This window comes from Bacteroides sp. DH3716P, assembly GCF_025914115.1.
Lineage (GTDB): Bacteria > Bacteroidota > Bacteroidia > Bacteroidales > Bacteroidaceae > Bacteroides > Bacteroides ovatus.
Window position 1 is genome coordinate 6,372,031 of the sequence record NZ_CP083673.1, and the last position, 16,920, is coordinate 6,388,950.

Here is a 16,920-nt window from a genome sequence, read left to right on the forward strand (position 1 = left end):
CAAAAGATCGCAGCTTAAAGAAAGTGAACAGATTTGTATAGTGATGAACAAAAAAAGAGGTGCATCGTGCATTACGACACACCTCCTTTCTCTATTACTGTATATGTATTCAGTATTAATTCTTTGGCAATGCTTCTTTTACTACCATTGAACGACCTACATATTCTGCACCGTTCAATTGTTCGATAGCTTTAGCAGCTTCTGCATCATCCGGCATTTCGATAAACGCAAAACCTTTTGATCTTCTAGTTTCACGATCTGTGATTAACTTTACTGAAGCAACTGTTCCATACTCTTCCATTACATGTCTCAAATCTGATTCCTTAACATTATAGCTAAGATTTCCAATGTACAAATTCATAAAATACAAATATAAAAAATTAATAATTCAATAAGAAAGTTTTAGGAAGATCTTAATTAGAGATGGATATGCTCAAATAAATGAGAAGATTCATGTAAAAAAATCAAATCGTAATAAACCTCTTTATTGTTGTTGGTACAAAGGAAAGCATTATTTGGGGATATTGCACTATATTCTCTCCTTTTTCTTTCTGCAAAACATCTTTTTTATGAAAATAGGCCAATACTTAACGTTCTTATTCTTTTTATACCAAGCCATTCCATGTAAACTACCGGATTAGTCTTTCTGCAAATTCTTCGCTACAAATTCCTCAAAAAACGTTTTCTTATAGTTTCCACCTCCTATTCCTATCTCATAAGACTTAATAAAAATATCATTGGTATCAAAAGAGTCAATCCGTGAAGTATTGACAATATAGGACTTGTTTATCCGGAGAAACTGTTTAGCGGGCAGTTGCTCATGAATATTTTTCAGATTCATCTTAGTAATCACCCGCTGACCTTCCAATTGGAGAATGGAATAATCCTTTAGTCCTTCAATAAAAAGAATATCACTGAAGTTTATCTTGATATAGCGTCGTTCCGATTTGATGAAGATATATTCTTCCTGTATCTCCTCCACTCTTTCGGCTGTTTCCGACAATAACAGTTTATGATATACTATTGCCTTATTGACTGCTTTCAGAAAACGGTTCATTTCAATGGGCTTCACCAGATAATCAATGGCACTTACTTCATAACTATCGAGTGCATATTCCGCATACGCCGTTGTAAAGACAATCAACGTATTCACGGGAATGCTTTGCGCAAATTCTATTCCGGTAATTCCCGGCATCTGAATATCAAGGAAAATCAGATCAACCGTATATTCATTTATATAAGCAGACGCTGCGATAGCATTATTAAAGCTACCCACCAATGTCAGTTGTGGAATCTGCTCCACCAATGACTTCATACCTTTGCGAGCTACCGGCTCGTCATCAACAATAATACAATTCATAAGTTTAGATGTAAGTTGACATTATAAGTTGTTTCTTTATCTTCTATCTGTAGCGTATACCGTGATTCATAAAGTAAATCCAGTCTGCGTTTCACATTGGCCAACCCTATTCCCCCTTCCCGCTTAACAGGAACACGGGGCTTAGAATTTTCGCAACGAAACGTCAACTGTTTATTATGCACAGAAAAATACAAGTGAACATAAGATAAATTGTCGCTATCCAAATTATGTTTCACCGCATTCTCTACAAAAGGGATAAACAATAACGGAGGAATACAGATATTCTCCATATTTCCCTCTTGAAAGATTGTATATTCAAAATGATCCCTTCTCACCTTCTCCAATTCAAGAAAGCTGGTGAGAAACTGTATATCTGCAGTAAGAAATACTTCTCTTCTTGTACTGTCATTCAACTGGTAGCGAAGTAGATTGTCCAGTTTCTCCAATATCTGTGAAGCCTCATCCGGAGCATCCTTTACCAAAATATTGGCATTATTCAGCATATTAAAAAGAAAATGCGGATTGATCTGTTTCTTTAATTGTTGCAATTCTGTCTGTTTAGTCGCCTTCTCCAATTCAAGAATCTTTTTATCGGAGACAACCCAACGGCGGAATAGTTCAAAGCTCGTACAGCCACCTACACTTAATAGCAGTACTAATACTCCATAAGCAATACTATCAAAAGAAACAGCGTGGTTATCCTGTATACAAAACCCACGAATACCGTATCGTTGATATAATGGAGACAGAAATATAAATCCTAATAATACACTCACTAAATTGACTCCGAGAAACGAAATCCAATAACACCATAACTTGCGCTTGGCCTTATACAGGAAACGGGGCACTAACCAATATATATTCAGATAGATAGGAAATGCAAAAACCAATATACTAACCGGATATGCATATAGGAAACCTTCTCTAGTAAAATCTCCATATACATTCTGAAAGCCCAAAAAGAGTATAATAAATAGCAATAGTAAATTACTGATAAGCCTGAAACGGTCATTTACCAGATTCTTCCCCCAATCGTATACATTCCAGGTATCTTTCATAATTCCAACATTAAACCAATGGTACACAGTGCCTCATCATTATAGCCACTTTTTAATTGATAACCTCCCGGATATAACAAGTCCAATCGTTGCCGTAACTTGTCAAAAGCAGGTGCTACTTGCAGACTTTCCTTTTTTCGCAGACAGTATGTACAAATAAATCGAAGCTGATTCTCTTCCATTTGAAAATCGATCCTTATATTTTCTCCCTTTCCATTCTCTCCACATACAGTTGTCTGAATCACATATTCTATCACAGGCATAAACAATAAAGGAGGAACTTGTATATAACGCACTTCATTCAGGATGTTGACTTCAAAATTAAACTCCGGATTACATAGTTTCTCCAACTTCATATAATCAGTCATAAAATCGATATCATCTCCCAACAATACCTGTTGCCGTTCACTTTCATAAAGTTGGTATCTAAGCAACCGACTTAATTTAAAGATAAGCAATGACGCCTTTTCTCCATCTTCTCCCAGCAAGGTTCGTACCTTATTCAATATTCTCGAAAAAAACTCCGGTTGGAGTTGATCTTTCAAATGATTTAGATCAGTCTGTATGCTAATATTCTCCAATTCATTTAATCGTTGTTGATAGGCCACCCAACGATGCAGAAAAATAGTAAAAGAAAAAGCCAGGAAATAGAGTATCAGTGCCAATGCATTTATCAACAGAAAGAAAGGGAGATCACTGTTTAGTCTTTGCATCTGTTCGGGTATAACATAATATTGCCCTAGAAAACAAATAGCACCAACCATGGCGGTCAGCATAAATCCAACAAGGCAACTCAAATATATGATATACTTTTTATATCTACGCTGAAACAGATAACCGGGAATTAACCAGTAAGTATGCAGATTTATGATTCCCCATAGAATGACAGAAAGTAAAAGACTAACTCCCGTAGAAAGATTTAGCCCTAAACTATCGCTTTCGACAAAAGTGCCTCTGAACACTAAAAAGGAGACTACAAGAAATATCCCAATTTGCTTCAGTAACGTATATAATAGTATCTTAACTGACATCAGGCGATAAAGTTACCATTTTTTTAGAACTTATACTTCATTCCCACCGAAACATACATTGCCGGTTTAAAATATGGATCAGTATCTTTAGACATATCTTCGAAGAAAGCCTTTAAAGTGCGGGTAGTGTAATAAGCTATTCTGCTACACGACACACCGGCAGTAGCAGTGATTGAAAAAGAATTCCCCATACTTACTTCCGGTTGTAAACCTACAATAATGAATTGCTGGGAAAACATAGTATCTTTTCCTTCTCTTTCCAACAATGCCAATGACCCGTTCATCTCTGCCACGATCCTTAGATTCAGATATTTATTCATTTTCATTCCTGCCGATACTTCCATGGCATTCAGCATCGAAACTTTAATTTGATAACGTCCTTCAGTGCTCCAATCAAAATAAATAGCAGGAAATACCATCGGATAACCAAATGTGTTGTTCACAGCCAATCCGGCTCCAAGAGATAAATTGGACTTGAACTGCCGGATGAAAATAACTCCTCCCTGTCCCAGAACATTCTTCAGTTTTACATCAGAAGAGGTATAGACGCCTGCACCGACAGTCGTCAACAAAAGCCATTTTTTGCTGATAGGGCGAATATTGGTTACGCTCAACTGCATATTTATAATTTGATCTATGTCTATGTAAGATTGAAGATTCTTATTATTCATTGCCGTATAGCTTCCTCCTGCCGAAATCATCCAAAGAGTTGGCTGATTTCTTTCATTCATTTTCTGTGATACGGGAATATTGACGTTCCCTTCCACAAAGCACATATCCCCTTTCCCGGGATACTGTCCGTTTTCATCTTTATATCGGGAAGAAGATATATACCCGGTTTTCACAGTAACCTGTGCCTGTATATTTTCAGGAAGTAATAGAAACAAGGCGAACGCACTTAACAAAATAATCCTCATTCTTTTATCAGTTTTAGGGTTTGAATGAGACAAAAGTAGAGTTTTACCGATCTGCGTAGAGAGTTTGTAGACCAAACCCGGCATTAAGTAGACCAAACCTGTAAATTTGTAGCCTGTTTGGTCTGAATGTATTATATAAAAAAATAAAAGACTACCTTTCAACCGAAGATAGTCTTTTATTCATATATCATTTTTTAATTATCCACAATGGAAATACTTATGTACGAGATCTAACATCTCCATCGGCTTTCCTTCCAAATCCGCACGCAATGTTTTATCTTCATAACCACGAAGTCTGCGGATGATACCGTCAATCATTGCCGGGCTGAATACATTATATTGTTCAAAGATTGCCCGTTGTTGTTGCAGACAATCGGCAGAAGCTTCACAGCTATCCGGCAGTTGCGCCAGTGATTTCAGCTTATCTTCGTTTTCTTTCTGATGGATATTCACATTTACATAAGTTTTTTCAGCAATGTCCAGCGCATTTTCAATCTCAAAACCATGACGGCAGGCAACAGCCAAACCAGCCAACAGTTGATACAAATCTGCCGAACCATCCGGAGAGCGCATTTCTACAGTCTGCTTCTGACTGGTGTCAAAATGACTTTCAGCTTCCAACGGATTTGCCAATGTACACATATCTGTTTTTGCAGCCCATCCCAGAGGTACACGCACCAATACGGAACGGTTGCGATCTCCCCAGCAAACGTTGGTAGGTGCTTCCTGATGAGGAACGAGACGGAAATAAGAAGTAGGATTGGTATTTCCGAAGGCAGTAATTGACGGAGCAAGCACCATCATTCCGGCAATTGCCTTGCGTGCTGTTTCCGACAAAACACCGTCTTTCAGCATCTGGTTCTTTCCGTCTTTCATGATACGCATGTGGATATGCAAGCCCGAACCTGCTTTACCTGCGGTAATCTTTGGAGCAAAAGTTACATTGTATCCATATCTAAATCCCAGGTTACGAATCACCCATTTGGCAATCATTAATTGATCTGCTGCCTGCGATACGGGAACCGGCAGGAATTCTATTTCATTCTGCTCATAGATATAACCATCCAGCGTAAAATTACCTACTTCGGAGTGTCCATACTTTATTTGTCCGCCTGTCTGTGCGATGTAAGACATACATTGGGTACGGAATTCATTGAATTTAGCATAAGGGCCCGATTCATGATAACCACGTTGATCGGTTGCCTGGAACATACCGGTGTCCGGAGCTATTACATAATATTCCAATTCGCCCATTGCCTGAAATTCCATTCCGGTAACTTCTGTAAAAGTCTTGCTTGCTTTGTAAAGAGTGTGTTCTGGTGCACTTTCGAGGGGTTCGCCGTCTTTATTGAAGAAAGAGCACAGCATAGACAGCGTCGGAATCTCGGCAAACGGATCAACGAATGCTGTGCAAAAACGGGGAATTACATAAAGGTCACTACTGCCCGCTTCTATAAATGAGAAAAGACTGGAACCGTCTACCCGTTCTCCACATGTGAGAATAGCTTCCAGATAAGCTTGATTGTTGATGACAAAGTTCAGAGTTTTCAAACGCCCGTCTCCCGCCGGATACATAAAATTAACCATGCGGATATCTTTTTGCTGGATAAATGAGATAATGTCAGCTTTTGTAAACTCTGAAGTTGGTTTTTGAAGGAATGCCACCAACTGATTAGCATTCATTGATAAATCATAATTCATAATCGGTTGTTTTTCGTTGTTGTATGATTAAAACGGTTTGTTGAATGCCAAAGATAAGGAAAAGATGGAAAATCAAGTAAGAAAAGATTTAATTATTTCTCTGTTATGCTGCATTTACGTCTATTATCCTATTTAAAACGCTTCAGGTCTTTCTTCTCAAAAATCCATTCCGGAGTGTATAGTTTCCCTGCATCCGTTTCCGTCAGCTCGTACCAGGGAGAAAGGTTGCGGCTGGTTGGATTGACCAGGATATGAATCTGTTGGGCAGGCATATAGCTTTGTGCCAGGAGAAATACTTTCTTCCCGGTATTCGGATGAATGGCAACATCCATAACAATCACAGCATGACCGGGTGAACCACCTTTAATAAAGACATCCCCGGGTTGCAAGGAAGTATAAAGCACAGTTGGGAGTTCACGAGATAAAGAGGCAGTTCCGGCATACATAAAAACCATATCGAGATAGTTACGGAAAGTTTTATAGGAATAATCCACTCCCTTGCCCGAAGCATACCATTGAACCTGATTACCGTTGACTTTTATTCGATTTCCCTCCGCCCATTTCTTATATTCGGCAGTAAATCCACTTGTGAAGTTGAATTTTATATCTGCATACCGTTTATGTTTCCACAGATATTCCGCCCGCAAGCGTATCACTGCATCGGCACACTGTTGCAAATCGCGGTTGCCTATCTCCATATCTACAACTGCAAATGCGGCTGCCTGATTGGCTTTTTCTTTTCCATTGTAAAGTAACACTTTACTGCCTTTAGGCAATAATGGCAAATTGCGCAAATAAGTTGTAAACGAATTATCGGAGCAGGTCTCTCTAACATATCCTGACGGAGGAGCGATTCTATCCGCAAGCCTCTCCTGTCCCCATGAGTGAAAGACTATGAGAAGCAAGCCTGCACATATTAACAAATACTTCATATCGGTTTTTCTTATTCCATATCCGGACAAATATAAGTAATTATTATGGAAAACGAAGTTGAATGTCTGTTTTTCTCCCGATTGAAGACGCTATCGTCTTAAAAATATGTAATATCGGATTCTGACTAAAACAAAGTGGCCTATACTCTCTTTTTTCTGTAAGAATAGTGCGAACTTTGTTTTCTACAAATTATAATAGTGTTTTTATGGAACAGGTGGTAGATTTAGCTTTACCAGAATACTTTGAAAGAATATCCGCAGAAGCTACCTTTCAGGAGCGATTGTCCGTCATAGATATAGATAACTCCCGTCGTTCGCCGGTTCAAGTCAAAAACTATCCGATACGCTTAAAAGGCTATTCCCTCATCTTTGTTCTTTCCGGAGAAATTACAATAGGAATAAACTATTTATCGCATACACTGAAAAAGAACACGGTGATGCAGGTGTATCCAGATGATATTATAGAGCACACAGCTTATTCAGCCGATTTCAAGGGCTATCTCATCATTCATTCTGCTGAATTGAAAAAGGAAATAATGGCTATGACATCCGGCATCCGTCTGCAACAGGCGGGTCAGTTGAAGAAATTACATACCAGGCAAGAGTTGAGTGAGGAAGAAAGCCTGCGTTTGAGAAAACAGGTTGAACTCATTAAAAGTTATATTCCTGATAAAGAACACGTCTACCACTCTTATGTCATCAAGAATCAGATTATAAATCTATTCTTTGACCTTGATAACTGCCGCTGGCATAGGTATGGCGACGGAGAACGGCACCAATAGTATCTTCCACCGGGATGTGCGGATTGATACGTGCTGGCTGATAGAGGTCAACATAATCTGTGCCTAATCGTTTCAAGGTGTAAGCCAGATAATTTTGTACGTTCTGCGGACGGACGTCAATACCATAGAACCGATCATCTGGAGTGAGCATTCCACCAAACTTGACGGCGATAAAAATGTCTTCGCGCTTCCGGGTTTTCAAAGCCTCGCGGATCACCAGTTCACTTTCTCCGTGACCATAAAAGTCCCCCGTGTTCAGATACGTAATTCCACTGTCCAGCGCGGCATGTATCGTGTCGACTCCCTGCTGAACGTCAGCCATTCTCATGGCACCCAGTCCGATACGTGAAAGGGTGATACCATTGGTTTCTTTATTCAAATACTTCATTGTTTCTTTTATTATATAGTACTAATTCGATTGCAAATTTCGGATAAATTCCTTCATGATACCAGAGCAATATCCGTTCATTTTTGGTCATTATCCGTCAAGAAGCCTCTTTCTCATGAAATGTCTCAAACATACTGATTATAAAAACCAATTGACTGCCTCAACTGTTTTATTTGAATAGAACTATTAAAACTACCGTCACATGAAAAAGGATATTCTAAAAGACCTGCTGGCAAAGCCCGGAAAGAAACATTTGGTATCGGATTTTGACTCGTCATTCACTGGCAATTTATCCAAACAAGACGCTAAAGAGCAACTGGCAAAGGATATTGAGAAGCTTTCGGAGCTGCAAAGTATGCTTTATGCACAAGACCGGTATTCAATCCTAATTATCTTTCAGGCGATGGATGCTGCAGGAAAAGACGGGACTATCAAGCATGTGATGTCCGGCATTAACCCACAGGGATGCCAGGTGTATTCGTTCAAACAACCGTCTGCTGAAGAACTGGACCATGATTATCTCTGGCGTATCAATCGCTCTCTCCCGGAAAGAGGACGAATCGGCATTTTCAACCGTTCGCACTACGAAGATGTGCTGATTGCCAAAGTGCATCCGGAAATTATTCTATCCAACAAGTTACCAGGTGTCGAAACCATAAATGACATTGATCCCGACTTCTGGAAGCGTCGTTATCGACAGATCAACGATTTTGAACGCTATCTGACGGAGAATGGAACGATTGTCCTGAAATTCTTTCTCAATGTATCGAAAGCCGAACAGAAAAATCGATTCATGGAGCGACTGGACGATGCATCTAAAAACTGGAAATTCTCTTCGGCGGACATCAAAGAGCGTCAATTCTGGGAGGACTATATGAATGCTTATGCCGATGTACTGACGGAGACATCAACGGAACTGGCTCCATGGTATGTAATCCCTGCCGATAATAAATGGTTCATGCGTTACGCAGTAGGACGAATTATTTGTGACCGGATGCAGCAATTGGATTTACATTACCCCAAACTGTCGAAAGAGGGATTGGAGAGGCTGGAAGAGTGTAAGAAAAGTGTATCAAACATTAACTTTTAAATCACTTGCGCTTATCCTTTTTTATTCTAACTTTGTAGAAAGACCTACATAAAGAACCAAAATTGATAAGCTTATGGACATCCAAACTTTTATTCAAAATTTCAGAGAGGCATTCGGAAAAAATGCTGAATTGCCTCTTGTCTTCTGGTACTCGGACGAACAAAAAGGAGAAACAGAAAAGATAAACGGTTGCTTCTTCAAAGGTATGAGAACGGTAAGAGATGGTGGTATTATCAGCCTGAATGCCGAAAACATCGGTTGTGGCGGCGGTAAATTCTATACTGGCTTCACCGAAATGCCAGAACGTGTACCGACTTTCGTTTCGCTCAAAGAGAAATACAAACAGACTCCTGAAATGGTCATCGACTTTATACAGCAAATCGGAGTTCCCCGAACAGAAAACAAGTATCTTCATTTTGCACGTATAGATAAGGTAGAAAGCCTTGAAGAAATAGAAGGTGTCGTATTTCTGGCAAATCCGGATATGCTTTCGGGCTTGACCACTTGGGCTTTTTATGATAATAACGCAGCAGATTGCGTCGTTTCTACCTTTGGTTCCGGCTGTAGTGCTGTAGTGACGCAAGCCACGATAGAGAATCGTAAAGGAGGCAAACGCACTTTCCTCGGTTTCTTCGACCCATCGGTTCGCCCTCATTTCGAAGCAGACAAACTAAGCTATACCATACCTATGTCCAGATTTAAAGAGATGTATGAGACGATGCGCCAAAGTTGTCTATTCGATACGCATGCATGGGGAAAGATTAAAGAAAGAATGAACGGATAATCTCCCATAACGAAATTGCATATTATTATACAATTATCGGGACATTAGGTATGCTTATTCCGAACATACAAGGCTTCTCTTTCGTTGTTATAGGAAGAAACTGCCACTTGATACTGACAATTCATTATCAAGACAGATATTTTCTGAATATCAATCCCTGCCTGTCCTATTTTGTTTCCCAGTGTGGAACTTATAGTTTCACGCTTTGAAACCATCAGTTTCACACCGAGAAACCATTAGTTTCATGCCGGGAAACTAAAAGTTTCAAGCGCCTGAAACTTTCTTTTCCTACAGGATTAAAATAATATATCAGTCGGATTAAACCTTTTATCTGGAGAAAAGTCTTATTATTAATATATTATCGTTCTATTCAACATTAAAGTATCAACGAAAATGGAAACATCCGTCAAACTCTATTCGCTGAAACACAGCAATGTGAAAACCTACCTGTTCGCCTTACTATTCGTAGCGGGTAACATTGCACTTCCACAATTATGCCATCTTGTACCTTATGGTGGTCCTACCCTGTTACCTATTTATTTTTTCACGCTGATTGCGGCTTATAAATATGGTTTTCTTGTAGGATTATTGACTGCTATTCTTTCACCAGTCATCAATCATTTATTGTTTGCCATGCCCTCGGAAGCGGTACTTCCCATCCTATTAATCAAATCGTCCTTACTCGCCGGAGCTTCAGCTCTTGCAGCACGTACTATAAAATCGGTTTCATTACTGGCCATTCTTGGTGTCGTACTCACTTATCAGGTCATAGGCGTTGCATTTGAATGGGCCATCGTCGGAAGTTTCTACGAAGCAGTACAGGACTTCCGTATCGGTATTCCGGGAATGTTACTGCAATGGTTCGGCGGATACGCCCTCCTGAAAGCAATTGCCAAACTCTAAACTAATATAGAAAGATGGACAGAAGGGATTTTTTAAAAACAGTAGCTATCACCGGAGCCGCCTTGACTATACAGCGTTCGGAGGCTATGGAGGTGTTAACTCAAACAATCAATAAAGCAAACGGAAGCAATCCTGATCTGGTGGCCGTTATGGGCGGAGAACCCGAAGAGATGTTCCGCCGTGCCATAAGCGAACTGGGGGGTATGAAGCAATTCGTGAAACCGGGACAGAAAGTGGTTGTAAAACCTAATATCGGTTGGGATAAAGTGCCGGAACTGGCAGGAAATACGAATCCGAAACTGATTGAAGAAATCGTCAGACAATGTTTTGCCGCCGGAGCTAAAGAAGTGGTCGTGTTCGACCATACTTGTGACGATTGGCAGAAATGCTACAAAAACAGTGGTATTGAAGCTGCTGCCAAAAAAGCCGGAGCCAAAGTAATGCCTGCACATCTGGAGTCGTATTACAAACCAATTGATCTGCCAAAAGGCAAAAAGATGAAGAAAGCCAAAGTGCACGAAGCGATTCTGGATTGTGATGTATGGATCAATGTTCCTATTCTGAAGAATCACGGAGGTGCCAATCTGACTATCTCCATGAAAAATCACATGGGGATTGTGTGGGATCGCGGATTCTTCCACCAGAACGATTTGCAACAATGCATCGCAGATATCTGTACATTACAGAAGAAAGCTGTACTCAACGTAGTAGACGCCTACCGGATCATGAAAACAAACGGTCCCCGGGGACGCTCTGCATCCGATGTTGTACTGGCAAAAGGATTGTTTATCTCACCGGATATTGTAGCCGTGGATACGGCTGCTGCCAAGTTCTTCAATCAAGTACGTGAGATGCCACTGGATACAGTAGGACATCTCGCCAATGGGGAAGCATTGAAAATAGGAACCATGAACATTGACAAATTGAATGTCAAGCGAATTAAGATGTAAAACAACCATGTTAAGAAGGCTACGTATTGGAATATCAGCACTTTTATTTGTGCTGATTTCTTTCTTTTTTCTCGATTTCGCAGAAATATTACCGAACAGTTTTCATCGGCTGGCACATTTACAATTTATTCCAGCCATCCTTTCACTAAGTATAGGTATCTTATTATTTCTCATTGTGTTAACGCTTTTATTCGGGCGTGTATATTGTTCTACAATCTGCCCTATGGGTATCTTGCAGGATGTGATTGCGCGAATTTCCAAAGCAACGGGAAAAAAGAAAAAAAGATATAGTTACAGTCCTGCAAAAAACAAATTGCGCTGGGGTGTGCTCGGACTGACAGTGGTCGGGTTTCTATGTGGATTTACATTTATTGTTGGTTTGCTCGATCCGTACAGTGCGTATGGACGTGTAGTAGTGCACATATTCAAACCTATCTATATGCTGGGGAATAATCTGCTGGAATCACTCTTTGCCAGATTTGACAATTATACATTTTATCAGGTAGACACCTCCATCTTGAGCATTTCTTCCCTTCTCATCGCTATTATTACTCTTGCAGTCATCTTTGTAATGGCATGGAAACATGGACGGACATGGTGCAATACGATTTGTCCCGTAGGAACAATATTGGGGTTATTGAGCCGATTTTCATTATTCAAAGTCCGTATTGATACTGCCAAATGTAATGGATGCGGGCTTTGTGCCACCAAATGCAAAGCAGCTTGCATCAATAGTAAAGAACACGCTATTGATTATAGTCGTTGTGTAGATTGTTTCAACTGTTTGGGAGTATGCAAACAAAAAGCATTAGTTTACGCCCCTTCTTTAAAAAAACAGTCTGATGTAGAAACTTCTGCACCATCATCACCGGATTTGGATTCATCCAAACGCCGTTTTTTGGTTGCCGGTCTTGTTACTGCCGGAGCAACCCCCAAACTCATCTCCCAAGCCAAAGAATCTGTAGCAAGCTTGGAAGGTAAGAAGGCATACAAAAAGGAAAATCCGATCACTCCTCCGGGGTCTATCAGTCGGGAACACTTCCAACAGCAATGCACATCCTGTCATCTTTGTGTCAGCAAATGCCCTTCTCATATCTTGAAACCGGCTTTTATGGAATATGGCTTGGCAGGCATGATGCAACCTACTGTTAGCTTTGAGAAAGGATTTTGTAACTTTGACTGTACTGTCTGTGGAGATGTCTGTCCCAATGGAGCAATTCTTCCCATAAGTGTAGAGCAAAAACATCTTACACAAATGGGATATGTTGTTTTCATCGAGGAAAATTGCATTGTTTATACAGATGGAACCAGTTGCGGAGCCTGCTCCGAACACTGTCCCACACAAGCAGTAGCGATGGTGCCGTATAAGGACGGATTGACGATTCCTCATGTAAATAAAGAAATATGTGTAGGTTGTGGAGGATGTGAATATGTTTGCCCAGCCCGTCCATTCCGTGCCATCTATATCGAAGGAAATCCCGTACAAAAAGAAGCAAAACCATTCAAAGAAAGCGAAGAGCACAAAGTTGAGATAGACGATTTCGGATTCTGACCGGCATGGTGCCGGAGCAGAGTTTCCATCCGTGTTTTATGTTCTATGACGGTTTATTTCAAATGTAAACAAGACAGATGGTATGGATTTAAAAAAAACTATCCATTATATTCCTCCTACTTTCAATAAATTCACTAAATTCGTGGCGAACTAAAGAAAGCAATTCATGGAGGTATTCACAAATAACTGGAATAGCCGGAAATATCAGATTGGCTATGCACTAAGCGGAGGATTTATTAAAGGATTTGCCCATTTGGGAGTCATGCAAGCTCTTTTGGAACATGATATTAAACCGGAAATCATCTCTGGAGTAAGTGCAGGGGCACTTGCAGGTGTCTTTTACGCGGACGGCAACGAGCCGCACAAAGTACTTGATTATTTCTCCGGACATAAATTCCAGGATTTAACCAAACTGGTGATTCCCAAGAAGGGACTATTTGACCTCTGTGAATTTATTGATTTTCTCCGGACTAACTTAAAAGCAAAAAATCTGGAAGAGCTACAACTTCCCCTGATTATCACAGCAACTGACCTCGATCACGGTCGCATGGTTCACTTTCATCGGGGAAGCATAGCGGAACGGGTCGCCGCTTCCTGCTGTATGCCTGTCATGTTTTCTCCGGTCAACATAGACGGCACTAACTATGTGGATGGAGGATTGATGATGAATCTTCCGGTCTCTACCCTGCGCAGGGTTTGCAATAAAGTGGTAGCTGTCAACGTAAGTCCCATCATGGCACAGGATTACAAAATGAATATTGTAAGCATTGCTATGCGCTCATTCCATTTCATGTTCCGCGCCAATACCTTTCCCGAAAGAGAAAAATGCGATTTATTAATCGAACCATACAACCTATACGGGTACAGTAACACCGAACTGGAAAAAGCTGAAGAAATCTTCGGGCAAGGCTATAATACAGCTAACGAAGTACTTAGTCAACTGTTGGAAGAAAAGGGGAAAATATGGAAATAATCTCCTATCCATCAGAAACAAGAATGAATACGAATATTAATAATCTACTCTATATGAATGACGAAAATAAAATAATTATCTACCAAGTATTCACCCGCCTGTTTGGAAATAACAACAACCACTGTGTCTACAATGGAGACATTGCCACCAATGGTTGCGGAAAAATGGCTGATTTCACGCTCAAAGCACTTGGTGAAATCAAGAAATTAGGTGCTACACATATATGGTATACAGGCATCATCGAGCATGCCACTCAAACGGACTATCGCCGTTATAATATCAGTCCGGATCATCCTGCTATTGTGAAAGGAAAAGCAGGTTCTCCCTATGCTATCAAGGATTATTATGATGTAGATCCTGACTTGGCTAACGACGTGCAAGGACGTATGAAAGAATTTGAGAATCTGGTACATCGCACACATCGCACAGGTCTGAAAGTAATTATTGATTTTATACCTAATCACGTAGCACGCCAATATCACTCGGATGCACAACCGGACGGTACGACCGAATTGGGAGCTAACGATGACTCCAGCCAATCTTTCAGCCCATATAATAATTTCTATTATATTCCGCAAGCGGAACTCCATGCCCAGTTTGATATGAAAGACGGTGCAGCAGAGCCTTACCGGGAATTCCCGGCGAAAGCTACCGGTAACAATCGTTTTGATGCTACTCCCAATATCACCGACTGGTATGAAACAGTGAAATTAAACTATGGAGTGGATTATCAGAATGGCGGTACCTGCCACTTCTCCCCGACTCCGGATACTTGGATAAAGATGCTGGACATTCTTCTTTTCTGGGCATCAAAAGACATTGACGGTTTCCGCTGCGACATGGCCGAAATGGTTCCTGTTGAATTCTGGGAATGGGCTATTCCTCAAGTAAAAGAGGCTTATCCTGAAATACTTTTCATCGCAGAGGTTTACAATCCAGGTGAATACCGTAACTATCTGTTCCGCGGCAAGTTTGATTACCTGTATGATAAGGTAGGGCTGTATGACACGTTACGCAATGTAGCTTGTGGATATGAATCTGCATCCGCTATCACTCATTGCTGGCAAAGTCTGAATGGAATAGAGAAAAAGATGCTCAACTTCCTGGAGAATCACGACGAGCAACGTATCGCTTCTGATTTCTTTGCCGGCAACCCGCGTAAAGGAATTCCCGCACTGATCGTTTCCGCCTGTATGAACACTAATCCTATGATGATCTACTTCGGTCAGGAGTTTGGAGAACTGGGCATGGATAGTGAAGGATTTAGCGGAAGGGACGGACGGACTACTATATTCGATTATTGGAGTGTAGACAGCATACGACGCTGGCGCAACGGAGGTAAATTTGACGGGAAGATGCTTACTGAAGAGCATAAACACCTCTACTCTATCTACCAAAAAGTACTGACGATTTGTAATGAAGAGCAGGCAATCAGCAAGGGAGTATTCTTTGATTTAATGTATGCCAATATAAACGGATGGCGTTTCAATGAGCATAAACAATATACTTTTATGCGAAAATATAAAAATGAGATTCTGTTTTTCATTATTAATTTCGACAGTCAACTGGTAGATGTTGCTATCAATATGCCTTCACATGCTTTCGACTTTTTACAGATTCCTCAAATGGAATCTTATCAGGCCACTGATTTGATGACGGGCGCTAAAGAAGAAATCAGTCTATTACCTTATAAACCCACGGATGTTTCGGTAGGAGGCTATAACGGAAAGATTTTAAAGATTACTTTTTAAATAAAAAGACTAAGATCTGTATACTCTTCATCCCTCGGTCACTTATGAATGACCGGGGGATTATTTTATGCACATCACTCAAACAAATATTCTCAAAGGCTGTTTAGGTAGATAAATAATCCTCTAAACTCAAAGCTTATGAAGAAATTTATGATTTGTGCAATCGCATTGTTTCTGCTATTATCTACATCTGTCTTTGGAGATACCCCTCCCGGCAATGTACAGTCGACTTTCAAGAAAATGTATCCTAAAGCAAATGGCGTCGCCTGGTCACAAGACGACGGATATTATTGTGCCAACTTTGCAATGAACGGATTTACTAAAAATGTATGGTTCAACGTTCGGGGACAATGGGTGATGACGCAGACTGATCTTGTCAGTCTCGACCGGCTGACCCCAACAGTCTATAATGCCTTTGTATCCGGCCCATACGCAAATTGGGTGGTAGATAATGTGACAATGGTGGAGTTTCCCAAATGGCAGGCTATTATAGTAATTAAGGTAGGGCAAGATAATGTCGACATCAAATATCAGTTATTCTATACTCCACAAGGGGTATTGCTCAAAACGCGCAACGTTAGTGATATGTATGATATTCTCGGGCCAAGTACCTTTCTGGAAAACTAGGAACTGAATTATATAATAGGGTAATAAACGAGAAAGAGGTTGTGTCAAAACGCTGACACAGCCTTTTTTTATGCGCAAAGCCCAGACTTTCTCAAGCCCGGGCTTTGTTATTACCCAAAGT

General features: G+C 40.4%; 17 protein-coding genes. 9 read left to right on the forward strand and 8 right to left on the reverse strand.

What is annotated here, in order from left to right:
- Window positions 1-115 precede the first annotated feature (115 nt).
- The 7 genes from KQP79_RS24500 to KQP79_RS24530 form a co-directional block, all read right to left on the reverse strand.
- On the reverse strand, window positions 116-361 hold the full coding sequence (locus KQP79_RS24500; RefSeq protein ID WP_004295865.1) for an RNA recognition motif domain-containing protein: 246 nt from the start codon (window positions 359-361) through the stop codon (window positions 116-118).
- A gap of 276 nt (window positions 362-637) precedes the next feature.
- A complete protein-coding gene (locus tag KQP79_RS24505; protein ID WP_004309337.1) occupies window positions 638-1,360 on the reverse strand; it encodes a LytR/AlgR family response regulator transcription factor in 723 nt (240 codons plus the stop codon).
- Entirely contained in the window at window positions 1,357-2,418 is a 1,062-nt protein-coding gene (locus KQP79_RS24510) for a sensor histidine kinase (RefSeq protein ID WP_171036047.1), read from the reverse strand. The genes KQP79_RS24505 and KQP79_RS24510 overlap by 4 nt, the downstream gene beginning before the upstream one ends.
- A complete protein-coding gene (locus KQP79_RS24515) occupies window positions 2,415-3,131 on the reverse strand; it encodes a histidine kinase (RefSeq protein WP_224440793.1) in 717 nt (238 codons plus the stop codon). The genes KQP79_RS24510 and KQP79_RS24515 overlap by 4 nt, the downstream gene beginning before the upstream one ends.
- Before the next feature lie 341 nt (window positions 3,132-3,472).
- Window positions 3,473-4,366 (reverse strand): DUF6268 family outer membrane beta-barrel protein, encoded by an 894-nt coding sequence (locus tag KQP79_RS24520; RefSeq protein ID WP_004303320.1) that lies wholly within the window; start codon window positions 4,364-4,366, stop codon window positions 3,473-3,475.
- 198 nt (window positions 4,367-4,564) lie between these two features.
- The gene (locus KQP79_RS24525; protein ID WP_004309333.1) at window positions 4,565-6,067 is read right to left on the reverse strand and encodes a glutamine synthetase family protein; all 1,503 of its coding nucleotides are present in this window, start codon (window positions 6,065-6,067) and stop codon (window positions 4,565-4,567) included.
- A 128-nt stretch (window positions 6,068-6,195) separates the two neighbouring features.
- Window positions 6,196-6,999 (reverse strand): DUF4846 domain-containing protein, encoded by an 804-nt coding sequence (locus tag KQP79_RS24530; RefSeq protein ID WP_032855899.1) that lies wholly within the window; start codon window positions 6,997-6,999, stop codon window positions 6,196-6,198.
- Window positions 7,000-7,205: 206 nt separating this feature from the next.
- Here KQP79_RS24530 and KQP79_RS24535 point away from each other — a divergent pair, with 206 nt between their 5' ends.
- Window positions 7,206-7,781: a hypothetical protein gene (locus KQP79_RS24535; protein WP_004309331.1), complete on the forward strand. Its 576-nt coding sequence runs from the start codon at window positions 7,206-7,208 to the stop codon at window positions 7,779-7,781.
- Here the strand turns inward: KQP79_RS24535 and KQP79_RS24540 are convergent.
- Window positions 7,711-8,169 (reverse strand): aldo/keto reductase, encoded by a 459-nt coding sequence (locus KQP79_RS24540; protein ID WP_080558400.1) that lies wholly within the window; start codon window positions 8,167-8,169, stop codon window positions 7,711-7,713. The two genes, KQP79_RS24535 and KQP79_RS24540, sit on opposite strands and share 71 nt — an antisense overlap.
- A gap of 202 nt (window positions 8,170-8,371) precedes the next feature.
- On the opposite strand from KQP79_RS24540, the gene KQP79_RS24545 reads away from it, so the two are divergent.
- From KQP79_RS24545 to KQP79_RS24580, 8 genes are all read left to right on the forward strand, one after another.
- On the forward strand, window positions 8,372-9,259 hold the full coding sequence (locus KQP79_RS24545; RefSeq protein WP_061447563.1) for a polyphosphate kinase 2 family protein: 888 nt from the start codon (window positions 8,372-8,374) through the stop codon (window positions 9,257-9,259).
- Window positions 9,260-9,332: 73 nt separating this feature from the next.
- The gene (locus KQP79_RS24550; RefSeq protein WP_008777008.1) at window positions 9,333-10,043 is read left to right on the forward strand and encodes a DUF169 domain-containing protein; all 711 of its coding nucleotides are present in this window, start codon (window positions 9,333-9,335) and stop codon (window positions 10,041-10,043) included.
- Between the two features lie 393 nt (window positions 10,044-10,436).
- Complete coding sequence (locus tag KQP79_RS24555; protein ID WP_004295851.1) at window positions 10,437-10,946, forward strand: hypothetical protein; 510 nt, start codon at window positions 10,437-10,439, stop codon at window positions 10,944-10,946.
- A 14-nt stretch (window positions 10,947-10,960) separates the two neighbouring features.
- Window positions 10,961-11,896: a DUF362 domain-containing protein gene (locus KQP79_RS24560; RefSeq protein ID WP_004295850.1), complete on the forward strand. Its 936-nt coding sequence runs from the start codon at window positions 10,961-10,963 to the stop codon at window positions 11,894-11,896.
- Window positions 11,897-11,903: 7 nt separating this feature from the next.
- Entirely contained in the window at window positions 11,904-13,448 is a 1,545-nt protein-coding gene (locus tag KQP79_RS24565) for a 4Fe-4S binding protein (protein ID WP_004309328.1), read from the forward strand.
- A gap of 166 nt (window positions 13,449-13,614) precedes the next feature.
- Complete coding sequence (locus tag KQP79_RS24570; RefSeq protein ID WP_004295848.1) at window positions 13,615-14,421, forward strand: patatin-like phospholipase family protein; 807 nt, start codon at window positions 13,615-13,617, stop codon at window positions 14,419-14,421.
- Window positions 14,422-14,474: 53 nt separating this feature from the next.
- Window positions 14,475-16,172, forward strand: a complete 1,698-nt coding sequence (locus KQP79_RS24575; protein ID WP_032855904.1) for an alpha-amylase family protein — start codon at window positions 14,475-14,477, stop codon at window positions 16,170-16,172.
- Window positions 16,173-16,310: 138 nt separating this feature from the next.
- Entirely contained in the window at window positions 16,311-16,799 is a 489-nt protein-coding gene (locus KQP79_RS24580; RefSeq protein WP_004303340.1) for a PepSY-like domain-containing protein, read from the forward strand.
- The last annotated feature ends 121 nt before the right edge of the window (window positions 16,800-16,920 follow it).

Excerpts from the sequence above, each read along its gene's own strand:
- KQP79_RS24545 (WP_061447563.1), top strand. The coding sequence starts at position 8,372 with ATGAAAAAGGATATTCTAAAAGACCTGCTGGCAAAGCCCGGAAAGAAA.
- KQP79_RS24565 (WP_004309328.1), top strand. The coding sequence starts at position 11,904 with ATGTTAAGAAGGCTACGTATTGGAATATCAGCACTTTTATTTGTGCTG.
- KQP79_RS24540 (WP_080558400.1), bottom strand. The coding sequence starts at position 8,169 with ATGAAGTATTTGAATAAAGAAACCAATGGTATCACCCTTTCACGTATC.
- KQP79_RS24535 (WP_004309331.1), top strand. The coding sequence starts at position 7,206 with ATGGAACAGGTGGTAGATTTAGCTTTACCAGAATACTTTGAAAGAATA.
- KQP79_RS24510 (WP_171036047.1), bottom strand. The coding sequence starts at position 2,418 with ATGAAAGATACCTGGAATGTATACGATTGGGGGAAGAATCTGGTAAAT.
- KQP79_RS24570 (WP_004295848.1), top strand. The coding sequence starts at position 13,615 with ATGGAGGTATTCACAAATAACTGGAATAGCCGGAAATATCAGATTGGC.
- KQP79_RS24515 (WP_224440793.1), bottom strand. The coding sequence starts at position 3,131 with ATGCAAAGACTAAACAGTGATCTCCCTTTCTTTCTGTTGATAAATGCA.
- KQP79_RS24550 (WP_008777008.1), top strand. The coding sequence starts at position 9,333 with ATGGACATCCAAACTTTTATTCAAAATTTCAGAGAGGCATTCGGAAAA.
- KQP79_RS24555 (WP_004295851.1), top strand. The coding sequence starts at position 10,437 with ATGGAAACATCCGTCAAACTCTATTCGCTGAAACACAGCAATGTGAAA.
- KQP79_RS24520 (WP_004303320.1), bottom strand. The coding sequence starts at position 4,366 with ATGAGGATTATTTTGTTAAGTGCGTTCGCCTTGTTTCTATTACTTCCT.
- KQP79_RS24500 (WP_004295865.1), bottom strand. The coding sequence starts at position 361 with ATGAATTTGTACATTGGAAATCTTAGCTATAATGTTAAGGAATCAGAT.
- KQP79_RS24505 (WP_004309337.1), bottom strand. The coding sequence starts at position 1,360 with ATGAATTGTATTATTGTTGATGACGAGCCGGTAGCTCGCAAAGGTATG.
- KQP79_RS24525 (WP_004309333.1), bottom strand. The coding sequence starts at position 6,067 with ATGAATTATGATTTATCAATGAATGCTAATCAGTTGGTGGCATTCCTT.
- KQP79_RS24580 (WP_004303340.1), top strand. The coding sequence starts at position 16,311 with ATGAAGAAATTTATGATTTGTGCAATCGCATTGTTTCTGCTATTATCT.
- KQP79_RS24575 (WP_032855904.1), top strand. The coding sequence starts at position 14,475 with ATGAATGACGAAAATAAAATAATTATCTACCAAGTATTCACCCGCCTG.
- KQP79_RS24560 (WP_004295850.1), top strand. The coding sequence starts at position 10,961 with ATGGACAGAAGGGATTTTTTAAAAACAGTAGCTATCACCGGAGCCGCC.
- KQP79_RS24530 (WP_032855899.1), bottom strand. The coding sequence starts at position 6,999 with ATGAAGTATTTGTTAATATGTGCAGGCTTGCTTCTCATAGTCTTTCAC.